The sequence below is a fragment of the Armatimonadota bacterium genome (genome assembly GCA_023511795.1).
In the GTDB taxonomy this organism is placed as follows: Bacteria; Armatimonadota; UBA5829; order DTJY01; family DTJY01; genus JAIMAU01.
In genome coordinates this window covers 326,468-347,915 of sequence record JAIMAU010000002.1, presented here as the reverse complement: position 1 = coordinate 347,915, position 21,448 = coordinate 326,468, and the positions used below count along the sequence as shown (strand labels likewise).

Sequence of the window (21,448 nt, the reverse complement as noted above, 5' to 3'; positions counted from 1 at the left end):
CCGCATAGCGGACACCGCACGTGTGCGCGTGATACCGTGCCCTCGTCCGGGTCGAAGTCGAGCAGCCGCCCGTCCTGCCCGACAATCTCAAAGTCTATCCTTCCTTCCCTTCGGTTTGGTATCATTCTAAGGGCAACGCGCTTATTCTTCTTCTTCGCTAGCCACGTCTGATACATCAGAGGAATCTCTGCACCACAAGAAGGGTTCTGACAGGGAATGGTTCGCGCCCAGATATAACCTACAGGATCTTTAGGATAGAACCGCTCCAGTTCCTTCCGGGCTTCCTCCAGCACCCAATTACCCCAATAACGCACAGCATCGAGCAACGGGTTGCCCGAAGTATCCAAACCTAAGCCCTCCTCGGGTATGCCAGTTAGTCCATCGTAGCCACTGCCGAACCTCTGCGGGTATTCGAGAACGCACTTGTTCAGCAAGACAGCCACCGGGTTATAGTCCAGCGCGTATGCTTCACAGCCAAGGCGCAAAGCCTCTAGCGGAATCACGCCGCCACCTGCGAAGCAGTCCAGCACCTTCGGGGCACGTCCACCGTAAGCCTCGCGTATGAGACGCCGAGCCTCCTCTAACCTGGGACTTTCGCCTTTCGATACCGCTTCCCACGGCGAAATGTCCTTCACAAGGTCCAACAGATACTCCCTGCGATTCGGGTCGTCCGGCAAAAGCGCAGCAAGCGCAGTTGCCCTCGATGCGGCAAGCGGCCGCCTCGCCCACCAGATATGGAGTGTCGAGATATGCCCATGCCGGATGTTCTTATCACGCACAGACTCCTCCGATACCTTACGAATCGGAAAGTCCACCTCAATTAGCCGCTTGCCTTGCGGTCCTTGCGGACCTTCTAGACTCATTTGTCATCTTCCTCAATGATAGATTCTGGCACAGATGGAAAAAACCTACCGAGTCGGGCCGTAAGTGCCAGACCTCTGTGCCTCTCACGAGCAGTACGTGCACGCCGAGCACCCGAAGCCCCGGCATGATGCTTCGCACAACCTTGGTGTAGCCGTCGCTGTACGGCAGGGCTATCGCACAGACCACATCTCGGTCGTAAATAGAGAGGGTCTGCAACAGAGCTTCACCGATAGCTCTGCGACAGGTCTGACTCTCGTTTCCAGCCCGATTCCCTTTTACTTCCACGTACAACTTGCGCCTCGAACGCGGAAGCTCGCATTCAATATCTGGACCCGTTTCGGAGCCGTATCTCACCTTCAAGTTCATAGCGCCATCTTCGCGCAAGCGCATTGCCACGGCCTTGGTGACCTCCCGCTCACGCATTCTTCAGCCCTTCTTTCCAGTCCTTCACGACATAGCGGACGATCTCGACAACTTGTTCGGGCTGGAGTTTGTCGGCCGGATTTTGCAAGGTATATAGTGTCGGGTCCGTAGAAACGTTTTCGACCACGTACAGCCAATACTCTTGCTGGAGTCGCCTAGCCATCAGCCACTCGTTTGGGGTCAGGACAATCGTGCCGCTGGTGGCCCTCGCTTTGACTTCTATGTACCGGACAGCGCCGTTAGGGTCGGTTGATCGCACATCATAACCTAGGTTTTGCTGTGACACGTCCTCCGGTGTACGGCCCTGGGCAAGCTCATATTCCATGGCAACCTTCATGCCGACAGCCTCGACTTCCGCATCGGAGCACATCATTGCCTTGTCAGCGGGCGGCTTGGGAATCACGCGCACGACTCCGAGTACCCTTGGACTAGACGGCAGAAGGCTTGTCTCACGCCGTATCTCGTTCTCCAGGTCGCACTTTCGCCTTCGAAGATCGTCATTTCGACGTCTCTCATTCTGAATATCCACATCTGGCAGAGCCTCGCCCTTCGCACGGCGGGTCTCATAGTCCACGAGCTTCGCCTCGGAATCGAGGATCATTTGATCCAGGGATCGCACGCCGTACTTTCGCTTGATTTCTGCATCTCGGTTTCGTTGCGCAGCGATCTCGGCACGGTATCCCTCCAGGACGTTCTCGATGGCATAGGCCACGATTTCGCTCTCGTTCGGGCACTGTTCATCTGCGCCGGGCTCGACCACAGGTTTCAGATCCCAGAGGATGGAAGAACTGACCAACCGCATATCCCCGTCTATGGGCTGGTACACCGCGAAGAGCCGTCGCCCAGCGATTTGATTCATGCCGTCTCGGACCTCGCCTTCGACGAACCAAACCCAGCCGTCTAGCCGCCCATCCGGGTCAGTGAAGACAGCACCGCGGTTCATATCCTCCGCGCATCTGGTGAAGATTTGCTCGATGAGGGACTCCAGCAGTGGGTGGCCTGGGGCGACAAAGATTGCCTCGTTTCGGCGGGCATTTTCCTTCTCGAAGGCAATCCTATTGTACTCTCTGAATACCTCGCCGAACTGGTGCTTGAAGCTTTGGGACACGTTGCGAATCTCAAAGGGTACGCTGGGCACCCGCCAGACACTATTGCGACGCTCGACGTTCATGCCGACGAAGGCACAGGAGCGCTCGAAGAACCGCTCGATGTATTCAGGAACGAGCCTGCTCTCCCGCGCAGACCGGTCCTCACCGAGAACGCGCTGAAGATCAACATGGCGGGTCGCCAGGGCCTCTAGCACAGCCTCTTTCGCCCTGCTGACTGCTTCCTCGTCCGGGATGGCCTCGATGTCGCCGATGATCTCGTCCATCGTGCGCCGATTGGCGATGGCATCGACAATTAGATCCTTAAGACCGCGACCGGGGAGAACTTCGCCGATGACATCGAATACGCGGTCTGCACCGAGAGCTTCCTGTATACGCTCAAGTTTGCGGAAAATAGCCTCTAGCACCCGGCCTTCGCGTGTGTCGGCGGCGACTAGATTGTAGATATGCACTTCCTTTTGCTGTCCATACCGGTGGATTCGACCCATGCGCTGTTCAAGGCGGTTCGGTGTCCATGGGATGTCATAGTTCACCATGAGAGCGCAGAACTGGAGGTTGATGCCCTCGCCGCCTGCCTCGGTCGAGACCATGACCTGCGCCCGCTCGCGGAAGTCGTGTTCGGCGCGAATGCGTGCATCGAGGTTCATTGCCCCATGGAGGACGACTACCGAAAAGCCCCATGCCTTCAGCTTCTCGGCCAGGTACTCCAGGGTCTCCCTGGACTCGGTGAATATCAACAGCTTCTCACCAGTCCTCTGAATCTGTTGGTCGCTGATGACCTGGCGAAGCTCCGCCAGCTTGGTCTCTATCTCCTGCTTCTCGGCGTCGCGGGCGAGGCGTATCAGGTCGGCCAAAGTGCCTATCTCCTCCTGAAGCTCCTCGCGAGTCTCTGCGGCAGTGAGTCGCTCCACCAGTTCCTCTTCCCGACGCATGCGCTCGGCTTCGGGTGCATCTTCTAGAGCCTCCTCGTCCACAGTGTCTTGCTGAGCAAGCCACCGTCCAAGGTTCAGAAGCTCCTCCAGGCGCTCTTTGCGGCGTTCGAGAGATCGGCGTACGGCCCGCACGCTGGACGCCATACGGCGCTGGAGAATTAGGAGAGCAAAAGCCACATTCCGCTTCTCGGTGGACAGAGCCCTATTGTATGATTCCTCTACATAGGAAGTGACAGCGTTGTAGAGGCGCTTTTCATCGTCATTCAAACGGTAAGCCTTTGTAATCACATGACGCGGGGGGAATAGCGGTCTACCCTCGAAATCCTTTAGGTCTTCCTTCAGCCTGCGTAGGAAGAGCGGGTTATCATGGCTACTGACGGACTCTAGTAGGAGCTCGGTGTTAGAGAACATCCCGGGCTCCAAAAGGTCAAGAAACAAGCGGAAGTTCTCAGGGTCGCCTCGGTGTGGTGTGGCTGTCAGGAAGAGAAGGAAGTCACTCGTGCGGGAGAGAAGTTCGCCAAACTTGTACCGCTCCGTGCGATCCAGCTTTTCGCCATACCGGTAGGCCGCCATCTTGTGTGCCTCATCTACGACGACCAGGTCCCACCGGGCTTCGCCCAGACTCGCCATCATGTCGTCCTGCTTTGCGAAGTCCATAGAGGTAATGACTTGGGGAATCTCCTGCCAGACATTTCGCCCCCAATTGGCGTTCACCACGGCCCGATCTATGAGAGTGAAGGTTTCGCCAAACCGCTCTTTCATCTCTCGAAGCCACTGCTCCTTCAGGTGTCCGGGAACAACGATCAAACACCTGCGGACAACACCGCGATACTTCAACTCCTTGAGCAGCAGGCCAGTCATGATGGTCTTGCCAGCGCCGGGGTCATCCGCGAGGAGAAACCTGATACGCGGATTGCGCAGGATGAAATGATACACGGCCTCGATCTGATGCGGTAGCGGGTCTACTTGAGAAACGTTTACGGCGAAGATCGGGTCAAACTGCTGGGCGTATCGGATGCGATGCGCCTCCATCGCCAGGAAAAAGGCTTCACCGTTGCCGCCAAAGTCACGACCGGTTTCGCTTCTGACCTCAACGCCGGATAGGTCCGCCGGACTGAAGATGTTCGAGTAGAAGTGGCCTGTGTTCACGCCGACGGCCTCGATCTTCGTTCGGTCGCCGATCTCCTGGACTTTCAGAACGCGGACCGGCTCTGGCCAGAAATCACCGTGTAGTATATCTTCCGCTTTCGGAGGAATCATCCCGCATTCACCTTGTTCTCCGTGAAAATACCCGTGCCTGAAAGTGCCAGGCACATCGCGACGCATATGAACGCCCACTACCTCCCAGGCGTTACTGCTTTCGAGACTGAGGTCACGGGGGGTGAACAAGACCGGGTGACAATTACCGTCACTCAGCCCTGCCAGCTCACTTCAAGAATGTGAGCGCAATGGTGGGAAACGCTCACCCATAGCTGTCCCACATGGCAGTTTCGACGCGGCCATACTTGATTCCTTCAAACGAGGTCGTGGTGCAGCGGGGAAAACCATCTGCGTCAGGCGGTCGGGGAGCCATCGCCGGTGTGAAGCCAGCAAGGAGAACACCCCAGAGCTTCTGCAAGGGCAAGCACTTCGAGGTCTGAGACGAGGCGTGCCTTTTTATTTTTGTCATTCATTGGCTGAATAATCTTCTTTGGTTAATTTAAATCCGAATAAACCTTGATAGTAGTCTAAGGATTTCAGTTTCACCACCAACCACTTCGCGAAAAATTAAATTTAGTCTTCGCAGAAAAACAAGCAGGTTATTTGATTTCTCTCCCATAATATATCCTCTGCTATGGAACGGTATCGCCTATCAAATCTCAAAGCCCTAGAAGCTGAAAGCATACACATAATCCGCGAAGTCGTTGCCGAATTCGAGCGGCCCGTGATGCTCTACTCAGTCGGCAAGGACTCCTCGTGCATGGTCCGTCTAGCGCAAAAGGCGTTTTACCCCGGTCGCATACCCTTTCCTTTGCTCCATGTCGACACGGGCATGAAGTTTCCTGAAATGTATGAATTCCGCGATGCATTTTGCAAGGAAATCGGCGCCGACCTGATTGTATATCGCCATGAAGAAGCAATCGCACAAGGAGCTGATCCCTGGGACTGGGGCACGGTGAAGTGCTGTGCAGCACTAAAAACCCAGGCTCTTTTAAACGCCCTTAAGGAAGGGGGATTTGATGCTGCTTTCGGAGGCGCACGACGGGATGAGGAAAAATCACGCGCCAAGGAGCGCATATTCTCGTTTCGCGACTCTTTTGGCCAGTGGGACCCCAAAAACCAGCGACCCGAACTTTGGAATATCTACAACGGACGCATCAAAAAGGGTGAAAGCATTCGAGTATTTCCGCTCTCTAACTGGACTGAACTTGATATCTGGCTTTACATCTATACCGAAGGAATCCCTGTTGTGCCAATGTACTTTGCAAAAGAACAGCCAGTTGTTGTAAGGGAGAACCGCCTTATCCCAGTCTACGAACGCACACGCCTTCTCCCAGGCGAAAAGCCAGAAATGGTTATGTGCCGCTTCCGCACGCTTGGATGCTATCCATGCACAGGAGCCGTCCGCTCATCAGCAAGGACAGTGCCAGAAATTATCGAAGAAATGATGCTCGTTCGCCATTCAGAGCGCATCACAAGGCTGATTGACCATGACCAAGATAGTTCAATGGAGCAAAAGAAGCGCGAAGGTTATTTTTAACTCTGTAGAAAAACTATAAATCGACAAAAGAAATCAACTAAAGCTTTCGAGATGCCAACACTTGAAGATTTCATAAAACAAGCTCAAGAGATTGAACTGCTTCGCTTTACAACAGCCGGAAGCGTTGACGATGGAAAATCAACGCTGATAGGACGCCTCCTCCATGATGCCAAATGCATTTATGAAGACCACCTAGCCGCACTGCACAGCGACTCTCGGCGCGCAGGCCGAGAAGGCGTAGACTTCGCCCTCCTAACCGATGGCCTTCGAGCAGAGCGCGAACAAGGAATAACAATAGACGTCGCCTATCGTCACTTTGCAACCCCGCGCCGCCGCTTTATCATCGCTGACACTCCGGGACACGAGCAATATACGCGTAACATGGTCACAGGAGCTTCAACCGCGGATTTGGCTGTAATTTTAATTGATGCCCTTAATGGTGTAACCACCCAGTCAAAGCGCCATGGATTCATAGCATCGCTACTGGGAATTCCACATATTACCGTTGCTGTGAACAAAATGGACCTTGTCGGCTATTCTCAAAATGCTTTTGAGAATATCGTCGCCGAATATGCAGAATTTGCTTCAAAGCTTCGAACACAAGACCTTGAATTCATCCCGATTAGTGCACTTCATGGCGACAATGTAGTGTATCGAAGCACAAACATGTCCTGGTATGAAGGAGCCCCGCTTCTCGCACATTTAGAAAATGTCCACATCGCTAGCGACCGAAACCTGATAGACTTCCGCTTTCCCGTCCAATACGTTCTCAGGCCAAGCGGCAATTTTCGGGGCTACTGTGGAAATGTGGCGTCAGGTGTGGTAAGGGTGAACGACGAGGTGATTGTTCTTCCCTCAGGGAAGACAAGCCGTGTATCGCGAATTATTTACGACCGCCAAGATGTTGATTATGCATTCTCACCACAGCCAATAACAATTTGCCTGGAGGATGAGCTCGATATCAGCCGAGGAGATATGCTCGCCCACCCCGCAAACCTGCCCTGGATAGCTCATGAGCTGGAAGCAATGCTTATATGGATGCATGAGGAGCCGCTCCGCCTCGACCGCCAGTATCTCATCAAACATACTACAACTACTGCTAGAGGACGGTTCTTTGATTTAAAATACGTGATTGACCCTAGCACTCTCCATCGGCAACCAGCCACCAATCTCCAACTTAACGATATTGGACGCATCAGCATGCAGTTGTTCCGCCCTATCCTATGCGACGAGTATCAACATAACAGGCAGACCGGCGGCTTCATTGTCATAGATCCACAGACCAACTTCACAGTGGGTGCAGGGTTGATTATCGACCGCCTCCACCGCTATGAGGCGCCAGAACGACACATCGTGCGCCATAAAGGCTACGTTGGAATCGAAGACAGGTCGAGGGTGCTAGGTCAACGCCCTGTAACAATCTGGCTCACAGGGCTCTCCGCATCAGGCAAGTCCACGCTTGCCTACGCACTTGAAAAGCGTCTTATTGAGGAAGGACGCGCATGCTTTGTGCTCGATGGAGACAACATACGGCAAGGGCTGAACCGCGACCTAGGCTTCTCACCAGAAGACCGCACGGAAAACATACGACGTGTCGCAGAGGTAGCTAAGCTATTTAACGATGCCGGGCTCATAGTCATTACCTCATTCATTTCGCCATTTAGGAAGGACCGATTAAACGCCCGGCAAATCATCGGCAGCGAACGGTTTATTGAAGTATTTGTTGACGCCCCACTTGAAGTATGCGAAGCACGAGACCCAAAGGGCCTATATGCTAAAGCTCGTGCCAATGAAATCCCAGACTTCACTGGCATATCATCACCCTATGAAGCGCCTGAATCACCAGACTTGCACTTGCGGACAGACCAAATTTCAATCAACGAGGCAGTCTGCACAGTCATGGCGTTTTTGGGAAAGAAAAACGTTTTGTAGAGACCTGAGCTCGTCAACTAAGCAAGAAACAAAGTTTACAGGTACCCTAATTCCTTCATATCTTCTCTAAGGAAGTCGAAGTCGTGTTGTCCTTCGTCCGTTTTCCAGCGGCCAACTGCCTCAGGACGAACTTCTATGCGGGCAAGATGAATGCCGAGAAACTCCTCGAGCCGCTTGAGGGTCTTTTCCTGGTCCAGCACAAAATCTTCAAAGCGCACATCAATCGCGTGCTTAGGCCTCGGAGTTGCCTTGACAATCTCGCGCTGATATTTCCAACTTACAGCCCGCCTAAGGCGCTCATCTTGAACCGGGGTATAGGGAACTCCGAACTTCGCAAGATCATCCGTGAGATGAGCATTTAAAATTGAGTCTCGCGGGTCGCGCGTCCAATGTATGTAGTAAGCATCAGGAAACATGCGGCTAATCCAAGGGTATACAAGCGTCGTCTCAGGAAGTTTCCACCCTCGATATGGGGCATCGCTCTCCAATACCGAATGAAGATATGAACGCACTAGGCGCTCAAATTCGGGGTCTATCGGCATCTCGTAAAGCTTTGAAAAGTCCCACTGCACCCCACCGAGGTGAACGACATGCCGCGCCATAATTCGACATGCCTCGTACATTTCCTCAGCAGGGACAAGGTCATAGGAAGCGTTGAGCTGTGCCCCCATATACACGCCGCTATCTACAAGCGTCTTGCTCATCGCCCGTGTGCCCCCATGGCCTCTGCCGATAATGGTAATCAACATTTGCCTAATCCCCCAAACAACATAGTGTAATCGAAGCCTTGTTCAGAATACCATACAAGTATAGGATTGTCACTCCAAATTACGCGTAATAGTAGCCAAACCCTTCCTCATTGCTGCCAGCGTTCTGCCCTTTCTCCACTGCACATGCGGGCGGTCGGAGAATCCCTTGAAATCGCCTCCCCATTCTAAGCCGCATTCCCTCGCAATCCTGCCAAAAACGCTCCAAGGACCATTCCAGGTAAGTCGGCCGCCAACAACAAATGCATAATCAGCAGCTAGCCCGAAATTATGCCATGAGTAGCCACCACGCGCCTTGGTAACAATTTTGCCCGGCTTTGTTCTGCCCAGCGCATACAGCCGGTCCTGCTCTTCGATTGATCTATAGCCACATACAAGCTTTACATGGATACCTCGCTCAAGTAGGCGTTTCTCGAATAATCCTAACTTCGCCCGGAACTCCGCATCTAGACCGTCATATTTGTTTGCCATGTTTACCTATTTCTGAAAATTAAAATTTGTGTAAAACCAACTACCGCCAAAATATACATTATCAAGTGCCAATCTTAGCACATCTACAATGCCTTTCTGCGAATGATTACATGCTCAATAAGAAAATTGATTGTTGAATCTGGAAACCACTTGCCAAGAAGTTTATACAGTTCCGACTTTGCCCATGAACGCACATATCTTCGCTTTTCGTCATCAGATTTCCCATGGAGTGCCTGAGCGGTCTTGACCCCCTGGGTGATAATGTCGACAATGTTTGGGTTGCTAATCAGCCTTACAACTTCTCTTGGCACACGCAGCCTATTCATTTGTCTGCCAATGATATAAGAAATTAAAGGCAGAATATATGGCAAAAACTGCCACAGTTGAACCTTATTCATTTGAACTCTCCTTTACCTTCCAAGCACATGCCCTATGAAAGCTCCTATAAGAGCAATCGCTAGCGCACCACCTAGCCACTGAATGCCACGGATGCTCCGCTCCAAGACAGTTATCCTTTCTTGGTGTTCGACCATCTTGCCGGGGATGTAAGCCCGAATGGCGGAAAGCTCTGAGATAACAAGTTCAATTTTCTCCTCAATCACCGCCAGCCGGGAGCTCACATCATCGTTTTTTGCCGCTGTTATTCGCCTTCTCAAACAAGTTACCCCAATCAAGACCATAAAAGAACTTCAAACAGTTAAACCAACAGGATTACCTGCATTACAACCGTATCTTTTGCCCTTAGCTTTGCCAACTTCTTGATAGTATAGGTTCTCCCATCTCGTGTAATTGTTTCGTCAATTGATGCGGTTGCGTCAGCTGAAATAAAAGCAATAAGCGCAGGTCTGGTTATCGTTGAAATTTCAATATCATCAAAAAACATGTTCATTCTCTGCATATCAAGCTGCTGGAAAACGCCTTTTGTAGGTCTTCCTCCAATTGCAAAAGACTCGCCATATGCTTCAAATGCATTCTTTGCCCGTTCCTTTAGTGCCTCCATTGTCACCATATCCTCATATTATCGCTTGTGAAAATCCGATCCATATCTTCTGTTGTGCTCGCAATCTGAGTTACATCGGCTAAATCGTCCACTGCCTTTCTGAAGGGCCGAAGTCTCGACTGGCCCTGCTCGATTAACTTTGCGCCATACTGTGGACGGGCTCCTACCGTTAGACTACCGATTTTAAGTGATTCCGATGCGCCTGCTTTTCGAAAAAGTTGCTGGATGAATTCGCCGCTCATTATCTCAAGCATCCCAAGCTTTAAGAGCGCCTGGAGTCTGGAATTTCCAGCGTCATTTAAGTATGCATCGGCGATTGTATACTCGATTCCTGGCTGCATCTCGGCAATCAGGGCATCAATATCTGAATCATAAGTCGTATCCGATATAGGAATCATGCACTTCCGTTTAATCTCCGCCTTTGTAATTGTGATTGCCATCGATAACCCTCCGCGAAATAGGATAAATTGGAGTGATGAAGCAACAAGAAAATGAGTCCTACAAGAAAAAGGCTGCCATCATCCTGCCAATACTCCACCACTCCACTGTTTACATTGGTATGTAATAGACAATCGCTTCCGCGCCTGCACCAGTCAAAGTAACCCCAAGATTTCCTTTGCATGCAATTGGTAGTGCAGGGAAAACAGGGCGACTACCTGAGGTCATTTTTACTTTGAGAACAATCTGGGTATCGCTCTCTATAGTTATCGTAGCAACCTCAGTTCCGACGTTTAGGATTACCCCCACGAGCCGACATGGGCCCGTCTGAATCATAGTAGTCTCATTCACAAAACAGGCTTCACACTCCTCAGGCGTCATCAAGAGAGCGCCACTTGGAACTGCAATAAGCTCCTTTGCCTGTTTTGTACTCCTATCTGCTGCTGTAATCATTATAGCCTCCCCCTATCAGCTCACCTGACTACCATACGCAAGCTGCCACAGTCCGAATCCAACATTGTATCTTGCTCGGACGCCGTAAACATACCTATCGCGCATGAACCCGTTTTCCGAGTTTGCCTCCAGAGCCGCAAATTCTATGGGAATTCGGGACTGAAAGATAACAGGCTTGACGACACGCTTGGTGCACAGTAGGAACCAATCATTTGAATCTGTAAGGTATGGACTGACAATCAAATCGAGCGCACCCTTGAGGACGTTTTTCCTGGCTTCAGTCTTCCCAACCTCGCTATCAGGCGCATAGATCGACCAAAAGAGTTCCATTGCTGTCCACTTAAGGTCAGGCGAAACAACAAGTGTATCAGGGATGATTCCCATCGGCTTGCCCTGGTCATCTTTGAACTTCATCATTGTAGTAAAAGCTGCTTGAAGAGATGCCGCAGAAAGAGCAGAAGTCCCCTTGTTCGATTGCGTGCCGGACTCACCATCGCTATGGTCGGTGTCGAAGAAAAACTGACCGTCATAGCACAAAGTATTAAACCCGTCCCTAAGCAGGCCAAAAACCAACTCCTCCTGATGACGTCTAGCCTCATCTGCCAATCCTTGGATTCTCAGCCGAATTTGGCCATATTGGTCGTCCTCCAGTGCAGCGCGGTCAACTGCAATTGAGGCTTCCCAAGTTTTGTTTTTAATCGAATAATCATGCTCAAGCAGGCCAGCAGGTACTCGCTCATCTTTAAACTCCCGCATCCTGGGAGTTGCCCCAAGCCATGCATATTTCTCGATATCATTTTCTGAAGGAACAATAGTGGCAATTCACTCCCAGTCACTACGATATGCTTCGTAGGCATCGAAGAATACTGCCCTAAGTCCAGCTTCCAGAAGCTTTGGAATATCTGACTTGACTATTGGCATGGAAACAAATCTCCTTTCGTATGTTTTTGCCAATCCAAAAAGCAAAAAATGTTGCTTAGCTAACTCTCTCTTACAAGAACATGTGCCGCAAAAGCAGTGTATTCTCTTTATCTTGCATAACCATCAATTCGCACACGCACCAAACTGGGGCTAATCACCTCGGCGATTACACCACATTTAATGTCATTCACAACGGCCGCCGGGTCATCGTCTACGGTTTGGTTATCCACAATGTAGACCTCCTTGCCGACAACAGCCTGAGTAGCATCGCCGCCATTATATACGAACATATGTTCGCCCGACTTTTCAACGCGAATTTCCTTACCGCCTGCCAAACCTGCAGAGTTATCCGCCTGCTCATAGCTAACCCCGGCAAATCTGAAGTCGCCAGTGTCAGCACCATTTGCAACATAGCCACTTGTGTTAATACAGACCAAAACGCCCTTTGGTATTTTGACACTCGACATCTTCATCGCCTTGAGCATACCATCACTGCGCTTTGTATCACGATCCGTTGTAGTCGCTGTCACCTATCTTACCTCCATTTCTAATGTTGCATATGCAGATTTAAAACCCATATTTAATCTACAATTACCAGCTACTCTTTCGCATACTTCTCCAGCTTTTCCCTGTCTATTCCGAGCTTTGCAAGAAGGTTTTCCTCCTCCAACGTCAACAGCCTCGCCGATTTCTCCACAGCCTTTGCAGTCTCGCAGAACTCTATTACCTTGGGTTGGTTCATCAGGAATTGGATGAACAACTCAGCCGCCGTGCTTTCACCATCCGAGGATGTAATTACTTGGTTGGCATTCAAGAGGATTGCCCGAGCAAACGGCTCTGATGCAGGGACCAGCTTACCATTGGCTTTGAACTCGGCAATTTGCGCCTCCACGTCACGCGACTTCAGTGCAAACTTCAGCTCTGCAATCTCTTTCTCAGCCTCGTTCACCTTCTCATTCACCTCCCTCCTACTTCGTCTTATTTGATTAAATGCTTGCGAATCACCAAACCTGGCGCCCAATGGCAGGCAGTCAATGGCGCCCTTCTTGCCAAATATTGCCGCAGAAGGAACGCGCGGATTCAGCACAAGCGAAACCTCCGCTAGTCGCAGTGGGTCCTTTAACAATGCAACGCTCAGCTTCTTTACTCCACGGCGCTCCAAGAATCCAGCCACGTCTGGCGGAAATGCTAGCTTTGCAAAGAGCTCCTTTCCCCGCCGCCATATCCGCTTTACAACGCCAAGTGGATCTAGCGGGCTGTCAGTATGTTCAACCTTCACGGGCGCCTCGTGAAAATTGCCGACAATAGTATCCAAATCATCTTCTGTTATGATGAGCCCTTTATCTGTATAATTGCCAGCTTCGAATATCTTTGCATCCTTCTCCACCGGCATTGGCTCTGATGGGGAGTAATCCACATCAAAATAAATGGCTCCATTCATGGCAAACCTCCCATAGTTAATTAGTATTAAAAATGATGCCAGTTTGTTTTTCAGGTTTATCCCCTATGCTACAGGTATTCCAAGATACTTACGTATCCAGGGTTCATTAGGAGCGACAACTTTTCCAGCAATTAGCTTCTCAATTAGGCTTCCAAGAGCCTCTATATCTTTGTCCTCCAAGCTTCCTAGCACAAACTTCGGATATACTTTTGCTAATGGGCCAAAGTTTATATCCACTAGTCGCCTAATAATCTGTTCCTGTACTACAGTATCCTCTAAATCACGCTTAAGCTTCTGAAGGTAAAAACAAAGGACATCGAGATGGACTTTCGCCATTGCGAGCGACCCCACCCGCGAGCCTTCCTCGCTGGTCAGCGTTTGTCCAAGAATCGCTTTCGCAATCTGCCTATTGTGAAACTCGATTGCCGCCAAGTAGCCAGCCTCGCCGCCCCTTTGCGCCTCAATCAACTCAATTCGAATATCCTCCGGGACAACAATAGCTGTCTCCTGCTGTATTTTGTCGAGCACACGAAGCAAGTCATCCTGTTGTTCCTTCGGCAGTCCGCGTCGGTATGATCCCTTGGCAGTAGGCAACCCAAACTTTTCCAAGTAGATATTCCAGAACTTCAGAATTACTTCTTTACTCCACCAGTGCTTATATGCCGCTCGGAGGTCTGACTGGCCATAAGGCATTTCATATTCGGGCATATAGGTATAAATGATAAACTTTTCGACCGGCAAGCTTGCTGTCTTGCCGCTTTCCATAATGGTGAGCCCATTGATATTTAAAAATTCGTCCATTTCGAAGCCAAAAGCTGCCGGGTCTTTAGATTTTATTGATTCCAAACCTACCATGCCTGCAAAAGGCCCATCGGGAATAATTTTGTAGTTAATCTCGCAAACTGAAAATCCTTTTGCAAGCGCATCCATTACCTTAAACAACACATCTTGGACTGAACCCCTCATATTTTAAAGGCAAAATTTGACAAACTCTGCCGAACGTATGTTCGCCTGGGAGCCATCAGCTGGGACAACATCCCAACCTTTCGAAAGCACGGCAAACTTCTTAGTATTCAGGCACGACAGAACTTGCGAGTCCTTCTGCATTTCATCATAGACTGCAAGCCCTTTACGGCTGAGAAGATCGTCCGGGGAGTATGCCGCTAGCCGGTAGGCACTGCTTGCAAGTCTGCTTTGAGCTGCCGCTACTTCCTCCATCAACGGCCGGTTTCGCCCAAACTTGCTTAGAATACGCTGTCTGATGCTCATAATGACCTCCTTGGGCAATAGCAGCTTAATTCGCTCTCAATATTACAAATCCTCGGGAAGGCGGAAAATAAAAGAACAAACTGTGAACGTTTCTGGAAATTTTTCAAAAAAGCGCACGTCACCGCAAGAAGCAGGAAGGTCCACATGCGGTTAAGTATATATAGCGAAAACTAGCCGCCTACACTTCCTCCAACAGCTCAACCCGTCGTTTATTTCGAGAAGCTTTATACCCAGCAAGAATCAGGCGGAGCGCATATAGAGCATCTTTGGTTGTGACAAGCGGTTCCTTGCCCTCACGTATACAGTCTATAAAATCGCGGAGCATATCAGTGGGAAACGATGTGTGTATTTCTGACTCTGATATCTCTTGCCGCTTTTGCTTTTTTGTCACAACGGAAAGCCGCGGCTCGTAATTGGTCACCTGAATTGACCCTTTCAAGCCAAATATTTCCATACGATAACCGAGACCTGTGAAATTTGGCGGCCAGGCGCTGTACTGTGCTGCTCCTGTCATAAGCAAATATGCGCCAATATCTTCTTTAAACTCAAGACCAAGCATGCACGTGTCCTCAGCCTTGTTGAGTGGTTCTATTGCGAATCTGGTACAAACTGCATTTACGCCCTCAACCTGCCCAAGAAGAAAGCACAGGAGGTCCAAAATCCCCGACCCTCGCTCCATAAGGATTCCGCCGCCTGCAATATCCCATGTTCCTTTCCAGTCATGCCAATCGTTGAGCCTATTAAATTCATTCTCAACATATGTGAACTGAACAATAAAGGGAAATCCAATTTCATCAGCCTCAATGAGGCGGTAGACTTCTTGGTTAACCGGGTCGTATCGCTCGGAAAGCGCCACCAAGAGCCTTCTGTTATTTTCAATTGCGGCGGCAAGCATTGCCTCAGCGTCACCAATGCTAATGGCAATCGGAGGTTCGCATATAACATGTTTGCCAGCGTTCAAGGCATCCACTGCAACCTGGCGATGGGTGTTGGGAGGAGAAGCGATATAAACAACATCAACATTTTTGTCGACAACAAGCCGTTTATGGTCAGCAACAGCCAATCCAGCCCCTGAGAATCCAGCAAGCTTATCTCTGTTCGGCCGATTGGGGTCAGCAACGGCCGTTATTTCCACATCAGAGTAAGTCTTCATCTGGCGTGCCCTAGCCAAGCCAATCCTGCCAGCACCTACTATGCCTACTCGTAAAGACATAATTTTCCACCCTTGCAAAGCGTAGTGCCTCGGTAGATTTTTGCCATTGACGAAGAATCTAAAACCTCTTGCTGAATTAGGGCAATTAAAAAAGGGCAGGCTTTCTGCCTGCCCTTTTGTCGTGTCATTAAGTCAAATATCCGAATGCCGACGCTTACTCTACAGCAGCTGCCTCCAAAACTTCTTCAGGAATGTCAAAGTTGGCAAAAACCTGCTGGACGTCATCGCTGTCTTCTAGCTGGTCCATTAGGCGAAGCACTTGGTGAGCTTCCTTGCCATTGACAACTATTGTACTCTTCGGCATACGCGTAAGTTCAGCGCTTACATAGCTAACCCCAGCGTCGGTTATGGCCTGACGAACGGCATGGAAGTCCTCCGGCGCGCTTATTACTTCATATGTATCGCCTTCGGTGCGTATATCTTCTGCTCCCGCTTCCAGAGCAATCATCATTAACGTATCTTCGTCAACGGAGTCCTTCTGAATCGTGATTATACCTTTCGGGTCGAACATCCAAGCTACACAACCAGATTCTCCCAAGCTTCCTCCATTCTTGGAGAAGATGGTTCTGAGCTCAGCCACCGTTCTATTTCGGTTGTCCGTCAAAGCCGAGACCATGATTGCGACTCCACCAGGTCCATATCCTTCGTAGGTTACTTCTTCATACTGGGCACCCTCGATTTCGCCCGTGCCGCGCTGAATCGCACGCTTGATATTGTCGGCGGGCATGCTAGCCTCACGCGCCTTTTGAATTGCCAGGCGGAGCCGAAGGTTTGTTTCTGGGTTACCGCCTCCTTCACGAGCTGCAACTATTATTTCACGAGCGAGCTTCGTAAATGTCTTGCCGCGCTCGGCATCTTGCTTACCTTTTCTCAGCCTTATGTTATGCCACTTCGAATGTCCCGCCATGCAAATCAACCCTCCATAAGCGTGCGACTCATAGTTGATTTGTGTTAATTATATCACCCCTCAGCGTGCCTCGTCAACGGCCGAGCTTGCTGTAAAGTAGTCACCTAAATAAAGTATTAATTTATAGGCATCACAGGTGTCTTCACCGGTTAAATTCGATATTAACGTCACCTGCCAACAGCTTAGTTAAAGTACCATCTAGACAGCGGACAACCAAATTGCCTTCACCATCTATCTCAACTGCCGTACCTTCGATAACCTTACCGAGCATGTGAACGGCTACTCTGCTACCCACGGTGATGTCGTACCCCTTCCATGCCGCAAGTATTGGCGGGAAGCCTTCTTGACCATACTGCGCGTATTTTGCTTCGATGGCCCCTAGAAGCGACTGCTCAACTTTATGAAGATCAAACCTTTTGTTCGCCTCAAGCGCTAACGAGGTCGCATGATTTGCCAACTCTTCGGGGAATTCGGCATTATTGACATTGATGCCGATGCCAACGACGACCGGAATTTTGGAATCCGGAATCGCGACTGCAGCATGCGTTGAGTTTGCATTCTCCTTACTGTCTTTTATGCCTTGCTCAGATGCTACAACCGCTTTCCCAATCTCGACTAGCAAGCCACAAACCTTGCGACCGTTTAGCATTACATCGTTCGGCCATTTCAAGCCCGGCGTTAGTCCGGATACACATTCAATCGTCTCAGCCACGGCAAGGGAGCATACAAAAGCGAGCTGCCATAATTCCTCAAGCGACCTGTTGGGTCTGAAGACTATCGTTAGGTAAAGTCCGGAATCCAACGGAGAAACCCAATTTCGCCCAAACCTTCCTCTACCGGCAGTCTGTTCACGTGCAATGATAACCGTTCCTTCAGGAGCGCCCTTCTTGGCAAACTGAAGAGCAATTGCATTAGTGGAGGTAACTCTTTCAAAGCGATGAATGCTAAACTGCATTGGACAAACTCAGCCAACGAAAGCGAGAGTGCGGAGAATTATTAACGTTAAAGTTAGTTGCTTTACTTCCGCGCTATTCTTTTTATGATTAATTTCTCTGATTTGCGGCTATCCAACGATTTCCAGGCTCACATCTAAAGCTTTCACGGAATGAGTCAGTGCGCCCACAGATATCACATCCACCCCGGTTTCGGCGATTCGGGCAATGCTTGATTCAGTAGCGTTGCCGGATGCCTCAGTGAGCGCCTTACCCTTGCAAAGAGCAACCGCCTTTCTTAGCATGGCTGGGCTCATATTGTCTAGAAGGATTATGTCAGCGCCCGCAGCAAGCGCCTCCTCAACCTGCTCTAGCGATTCTGCTTCAACTTCAATCTTCATTGTATGAGGCGCCCTTGCCTTGGCAGCAGCAACTGCTTCCGTGATGCCGCCGGCAGCGAGAATATGGTTGTCCTTTATTAGGATAGCATCATAAAGTCCAAAACGGTGATTTTGTCCGCCGCCAACACGAACTGCATACTTCTCCAGAATCCGAAGACCGGGGGTTGTCTTCCGGGTATCTGTAATTACTGTCTTAGTATGTTGCACAAGCGCAACAAACCGCGACGTCATTGTTGCTATTCCGCTCAAACGCTGGACAAAATTAAGCGCAGTCCTTTCTGCGGTTAGAATCACTGCAGTCGGGCCTGTAATCTCCGCCACAACATCCCCAGCCTCTACATGTGAGCCATCTGGCATCTCCGCTCGGAAAGTAAGGCTCTTCCCTTTGGCAACTGATACGGGATGGGGCGCACCCGCTTTTACCACCTCGACAGGGTTCATGTGACGGATGCTTACACGTGTCGGCCCACCAACTCCAAATAAAGGCTCTCTATTAGCCTGACCACCAGGCTGGAGTCTCCGAAGAATTAGGTTCTCGCCCGAAGAGTAGCTTTCGGCAACAATGTTGAATGCAAGAGCGGCAACTTGCAACCCGCAGATGATGCCATCCTGCTTGACAACCATCTGCGCGCGAGACGACGATGTAGACGGCACAGTTAGCGCCGTTGTTATGTCGCCAGCTCCTATGTCTTCCGCCAGCGCCCTCCGGACTATGTTTTCAACTTCAAGAAAGTTAAGACTCATGATGACTAAATTTCCAATATAAGCTATCCTATTTCTATCATGCGCTCAATCGCTTTTCGTGCTCTATTTATTATATCGGCAGGTAACTCGATTGTATACTGCATATTTTCAAGCGACCAAGCAAGCTTTTCAAGCGTAATTAGCTTCATATTCGGGCAGACTACCCCAGCTGTGGGCGCATAAAACTTCTTGCCAGGATTTTCCTGATAGAGTCGGTGAAGCAAGCCTTCCTCCGTGGCAACAATAAACTCCCGTGCCGAGCTCTCTCTTGCAAAGCGAATCATCCCCGACGTACTGAAAACACCATCGGCCAGCTCGAGCACCTCTTTCGTGCATTCGGGGTGGGCGATTACTAGCGCTTTGGGATGCTCTTCCTTTGCCCTTAGAATGTCCTCAGGCGTGATATTGTAATGTGTTGGGCAAAAGCCCGGATAGCAGATAACGCGCTTGTTAGTCTTCGATGCAACATAGTCGCCGAGACACTTGTCGGGCACAAAAATGACTTCGTCTGCATCAAGCGATTCGACAACTTTTACGGCGTTTGCAGATGTACAGCAAATATCACTCTCAGCCTTGACTGCCGCCGAAGTATTTACATATGCCACGACAGGTCGCCCTGGGTATTCGGCTTTAAGCTCACGTAGTTGCTCGGCAGTTATCATATCCGCCATTGGGCAACCAGCCGCAAGGTCAGGCAGCAACACAGTTTTCTGCGGCGAAAGTATCTTGGCTGTTTCCGCCATGAAGTGAACTCCACAGAAAACGATAACGTCCGCCTGGGCCTCCGCCGCCTTTCTGCTTAGCTCAAGGGAGTCACCCACAAAATCGGCAACATCCTGAATCTCGCCAAGCTGATAGTTATGAGCTAGAATAACCGCATTGCGGAGATTCTGGTATACTTCTATCCTACCTAATAAATGAAACGTTGTATCCTCAACTCCACTCTTTTCTAAAGACATAAGCACTCGCTCCTATTCTAACAACCCTTTTCGCCCTCTCCTAAATCTCGTTCTCCAATTGCGGAAGCCGTCGCCCTCTTGCGCTTAAAGCTGCCAATCGCGGCTTCAATTCCTTGGTAAACCGACTCCACGCCAACAGTCTTCATTCCTGTAACCTTGGCTCTTCCTGCGTTGGCTGCAGGAATGATTGCGCGCTCGAATCCCAAGTGCGCCGCCTCTCTTATTCGCTTTTCAATCTGAACCACGCCTCGCACTTCACCCGCAAGACCAACCTCCCCAACAACCAAAGTTTTTGGGTCAATTGGCAATTCCTTCAAGTTCGAAGCCACTGCCGCCGCAATCGCCAAATCAAGCGCGGGCTCCGCGGCTTTTACGCCACCTGCTATGCTTACATAGACATCTTGATTAGAAAATCGAAGTCCTATGCGCTTTTCCAGAACCGCCAGAATCAGCATCGTGCGGTTATAGTCAACCCCACTTACCATCCTTCTTGGAGCAGCAAAATACGAAGGCGATACTAAAGCCTGAACTTCGACAAGCAAGGGCCTTGTACCCTCTATAACGGCACTTACAACCGAGCCCGGGCCATGCAGGGGCCTTTCCGCAAGAAGAAGCTCAGACGGATTGCTTACCTCCACAAGGCCATTTTCGTGCATCTCGAAAATCCCCAGCTCGTCTGTTGAACCGAATCTGTTTTTCACCGCCCGCAGTATCCGATAAACTTGATGCCGGTCGCCTTCGAAATAAAGCACGGTGTCTACCATATGTTCGAGCACGCGTGGGCCGGCAATAGAACCATCCTTTGTAACATGGCCAATGATGAACACTGGTATGCTTAAGCTCTTCGCGATTCTAACAAGAGTTGCAGTGCAAGAGCGAACCTGGCTCACAGTGGCAGGCGCTGATTCCAGCGACGAGTCATACATTGCCTGGATAGAATCAATAATGACAGCACCAGGTTTAAGAGAATGCACGTACGCCTCGACTTGCTCAATACACGTCTCAGCGGCGAGATAAAGGCGCTCTGAAACCGTGCCCAATCGGTTGGCTCGCATCCTGACCTGCTCTAAGGATTCCTCACCCGAAACGTAGAGCGTTGGGCCACCGCGGCTCAGGTTTTCAGCCACCTGTGTAAGAAGGGTTGACTTCCCAATTCCCGGATCGCCGCCAACTAACACAACAGAGCCGGGCACTACACCACCGCCAAGAACACGATCGAACTCACCAATGCCAGTGGTGTATCGGTGATGCTCACCGACCACAACATCGGTAATCGGTTTGGGTGGGTTGTATGTAGCGGACGCGGGCTTCTTCGTAGCCTCCGATGTTCGGGTGACAACTTCCTCAACTAGAGTGTTCCACTCGTTGCAGTCGGGACAGCGACCAAGCCATTTTGGAGACTCATATCCACACTGTTGACATACATATTTAGTCTGCTTCTTTGCCAATTATAACCCCTTTATATTTTCTCAACAAAGGAATTATATCAAAAGTTGAAATGCAACGACAAACCACAAAGAAGGGAGGAATATTGC

General features: G+C 50.3%; 22 protein-coding genes. 2 read left to right on the top strand and 20 right to left on the bottom strand.

Going from position 1 to position 21,448, the window contains the following annotated elements:
- Together K6T99_04340 and K6T99_04335 are read right to left on the bottom strand one after the other, a co-directional pair.
- Positions 1 to 863, bottom strand: an 863-nt coding sequence (locus K6T99_04340; GenBank protein ID MCL6519037.1) for a DUF1156 domain-containing protein, incomplete at its 3' end; no start/stop codon positions are given.
- Between the two features lie 416 nt (positions 864 to 1,279).
- Positions 1,280 to 4,585 (bottom strand): DUF3883 domain-containing protein, encoded by a 3,306-nt coding sequence (locus K6T99_04335; protein MCL6519036.1) that lies wholly within the window; start codon positions 4,583 to 4,585, stop codon positions 1,280 to 1,282.
- 574 nt (positions 4,586 to 5,159) lie between these two features.
- Here K6T99_04335 and cysD point away from each other — a divergent pair.
- Both cysD and cysN read left to right on the top strand, forming a co-directional pair.
- On the top strand, positions 5,160 to 6,065 hold the full coding sequence (cysD, locus tag K6T99_04330) for a sulfate adenylyltransferase subunit CysD (GenBank protein MCL6519035.1): 906 nt from the start codon (positions 5,160 to 5,162) through the stop codon (positions 6,063 to 6,065).
- 51 nt (positions 6,066 to 6,116) lie between these two features.
- A complete protein-coding gene (cysN, locus tag K6T99_04325; GenBank protein MCL6519034.1) occupies positions 6,117 to 7,997 on the top strand; it encodes a sulfate adenylyltransferase subunit CysN in 1,881 nt (626 codons plus the stop codon).
- Between the two features lie 35 nt (positions 7,998 to 8,032).
- On the opposite strand, the gene K6T99_04320 is transcribed toward cysN, so the two are convergent.
- The 18 genes from K6T99_04320 to radA form a co-directional block, all read right to left on the bottom strand.
- Positions 8,033 to 8,746 carry a sulfotransferase gene (locus K6T99_04320; protein ID MCL6519033.1) on the bottom strand — a complete coding sequence of 238 codons (714 nt, stop codon included), beginning with the start codon at positions 8,744 to 8,746 and terminating at the stop codon, positions 8,033 to 8,035.
- Between the two features lie 69 nt (positions 8,747 to 8,815).
- Positions 8,816 to 9,235 carry a M15 family metallopeptidase gene (locus tag K6T99_04315; protein ID MCL6519032.1) on the bottom strand — a complete coding sequence of 140 codons (420 nt, stop codon included), beginning with the start codon at positions 9,233 to 9,235 and terminating at the stop codon, positions 8,816 to 8,818.
- An 83-nt stretch (positions 9,236 to 9,318) separates the two neighbouring features.
- On the bottom strand, positions 9,319 to 9,633 hold the full coding sequence (locus tag K6T99_04310) for a hypothetical protein (protein MCL6519031.1): 315 nt from the start codon (positions 9,631 to 9,633) through the stop codon (positions 9,319 to 9,321).
- Positions 9,634 to 9,645: 12 nt separating this feature from the next.
- Positions 9,646 to 9,891, bottom strand: a complete 246-nt coding sequence (locus tag K6T99_04305) for a hypothetical protein (protein ID MCL6519030.1) — start codon at positions 9,889 to 9,891, stop codon at positions 9,646 to 9,648.
- A 41-nt stretch (positions 9,892 to 9,932) separates the two neighbouring features.
- Positions 9,933 to 10,235 (bottom strand): hypothetical protein, encoded by a 303-nt coding sequence (locus tag K6T99_04300; protein ID MCL6519029.1) that lies wholly within the window; start codon positions 10,233 to 10,235, stop codon positions 9,933 to 9,935.
- A 2-nt stretch (positions 10,236 to 10,237) separates the two neighbouring features.
- Complete coding sequence (locus tag K6T99_04295; protein ID MCL6519028.1) at positions 10,238 to 10,675, bottom strand: hypothetical protein; 438 nt, start codon at positions 10,673 to 10,675, stop codon at positions 10,238 to 10,240.
- A gap of 109 nt (positions 10,676 to 10,784) precedes the next feature.
- A complete protein-coding gene (locus K6T99_04290; protein ID MCL6519027.1) occupies positions 10,785 to 11,126 on the bottom strand; it encodes a hypothetical protein in 342 nt (113 codons plus the stop codon).
- A gap of 15 nt (positions 11,127 to 11,141) precedes the next feature.
- The gene (locus tag K6T99_04285; GenBank protein MCL6519026.1) at positions 11,142 to 11,882 is read right to left on the bottom strand and encodes a Mu-like prophage major head subunit gpT family protein; all 741 of its coding nucleotides are present in this window, start codon (positions 11,880 to 11,882) and stop codon (positions 11,142 to 11,144) included.
- Positions 11,883 to 12,154: 272 nt separating this feature from the next.
- Positions 12,155 to 12,577, bottom strand: a complete 423-nt coding sequence (locus tag K6T99_04280) for a hypothetical protein (GenBank protein ID MCL6519025.1) — start codon at positions 12,575 to 12,577, stop codon at positions 12,155 to 12,157.
- A 68-nt stretch (positions 12,578 to 12,645) separates the two neighbouring features.
- Positions 12,646 to 13,488 (bottom strand): hypothetical protein, encoded by an 843-nt coding sequence (locus K6T99_04275; protein MCL6519024.1) that lies wholly within the window; start codon positions 13,486 to 13,488, stop codon positions 12,646 to 12,648.
- Positions 13,489 to 13,551: 63 nt separating this feature from the next.
- A complete protein-coding gene (locus tag K6T99_04270; GenBank protein MCL6519023.1) occupies positions 13,552 to 14,433 on the bottom strand; it encodes a DUF935 domain-containing protein in 882 nt (293 codons plus the stop codon).
- A gap of 24 nt (positions 14,434 to 14,457) precedes the next feature.
- Positions 14,458 to 14,757 carry a DUF935 domain-containing protein gene (locus tag K6T99_04265; protein ID MCL6519022.1) on the bottom strand — a complete coding sequence of 100 codons (300 nt, stop codon included), beginning with the start codon at positions 14,755 to 14,757 and terminating at the stop codon, positions 14,458 to 14,460.
- Between the two features lie 178 nt (positions 14,758 to 14,935).
- Positions 14,936 to 15,970, bottom strand: a complete 1,035-nt coding sequence (locus K6T99_04260; GenBank protein MCL6519021.1) for a Gfo/Idh/MocA family oxidoreductase — start codon at positions 15,968 to 15,970, stop codon at positions 14,936 to 14,938.
- Positions 15,971 to 16,124: 154 nt separating this feature from the next.
- Positions 16,125 to 16,877 (bottom strand): YebC/PmpR family DNA-binding transcriptional regulator, encoded by a 753-nt coding sequence (locus tag K6T99_04255; protein MCL6519020.1) that lies wholly within the window; start codon positions 16,875 to 16,877, stop codon positions 16,125 to 16,127.
- 142 nt (positions 16,878 to 17,019) lie between these two features.
- Complete coding sequence (locus K6T99_04250; protein ID MCL6519019.1) at positions 17,020 to 17,832, bottom strand: biotin--[acetyl-CoA-carboxylase] ligase; 813 nt, start codon at positions 17,830 to 17,832, stop codon at positions 17,020 to 17,022.
- A 108-nt stretch (positions 17,833 to 17,940) separates the two neighbouring features.
- Positions 17,941 to 18,954: a carboxylating nicotinate-nucleotide diphosphorylase gene (nadC, locus tag K6T99_04245; GenBank protein MCL6519018.1), complete on the bottom strand. Its 1,014-nt coding sequence runs from the start codon at positions 18,952 to 18,954 to the stop codon at positions 17,941 to 17,943.
- Positions 18,955 to 18,977: 23 nt separating this feature from the next.
- Entirely contained in the window at positions 18,978 to 19,913 is a 936-nt protein-coding gene (nadA, locus tag K6T99_04240; GenBank protein ID MCL6519017.1) for a quinolinate synthase NadA, read from the bottom strand.
- Positions 19,914 to 19,930: 17 nt separating this feature from the next.
- The gene (gene radA, locus K6T99_04235) at positions 19,931 to 21,361 is read right to left on the bottom strand and encodes a DNA repair protein RadA (GenBank protein MCL6519016.1); all 1,431 of its coding nucleotides are present in this window, start codon (positions 21,359 to 21,361) and stop codon (positions 19,931 to 19,933) included.
- Between the last annotated feature and the right edge of the window lie 87 nt (positions 21,362 to 21,448).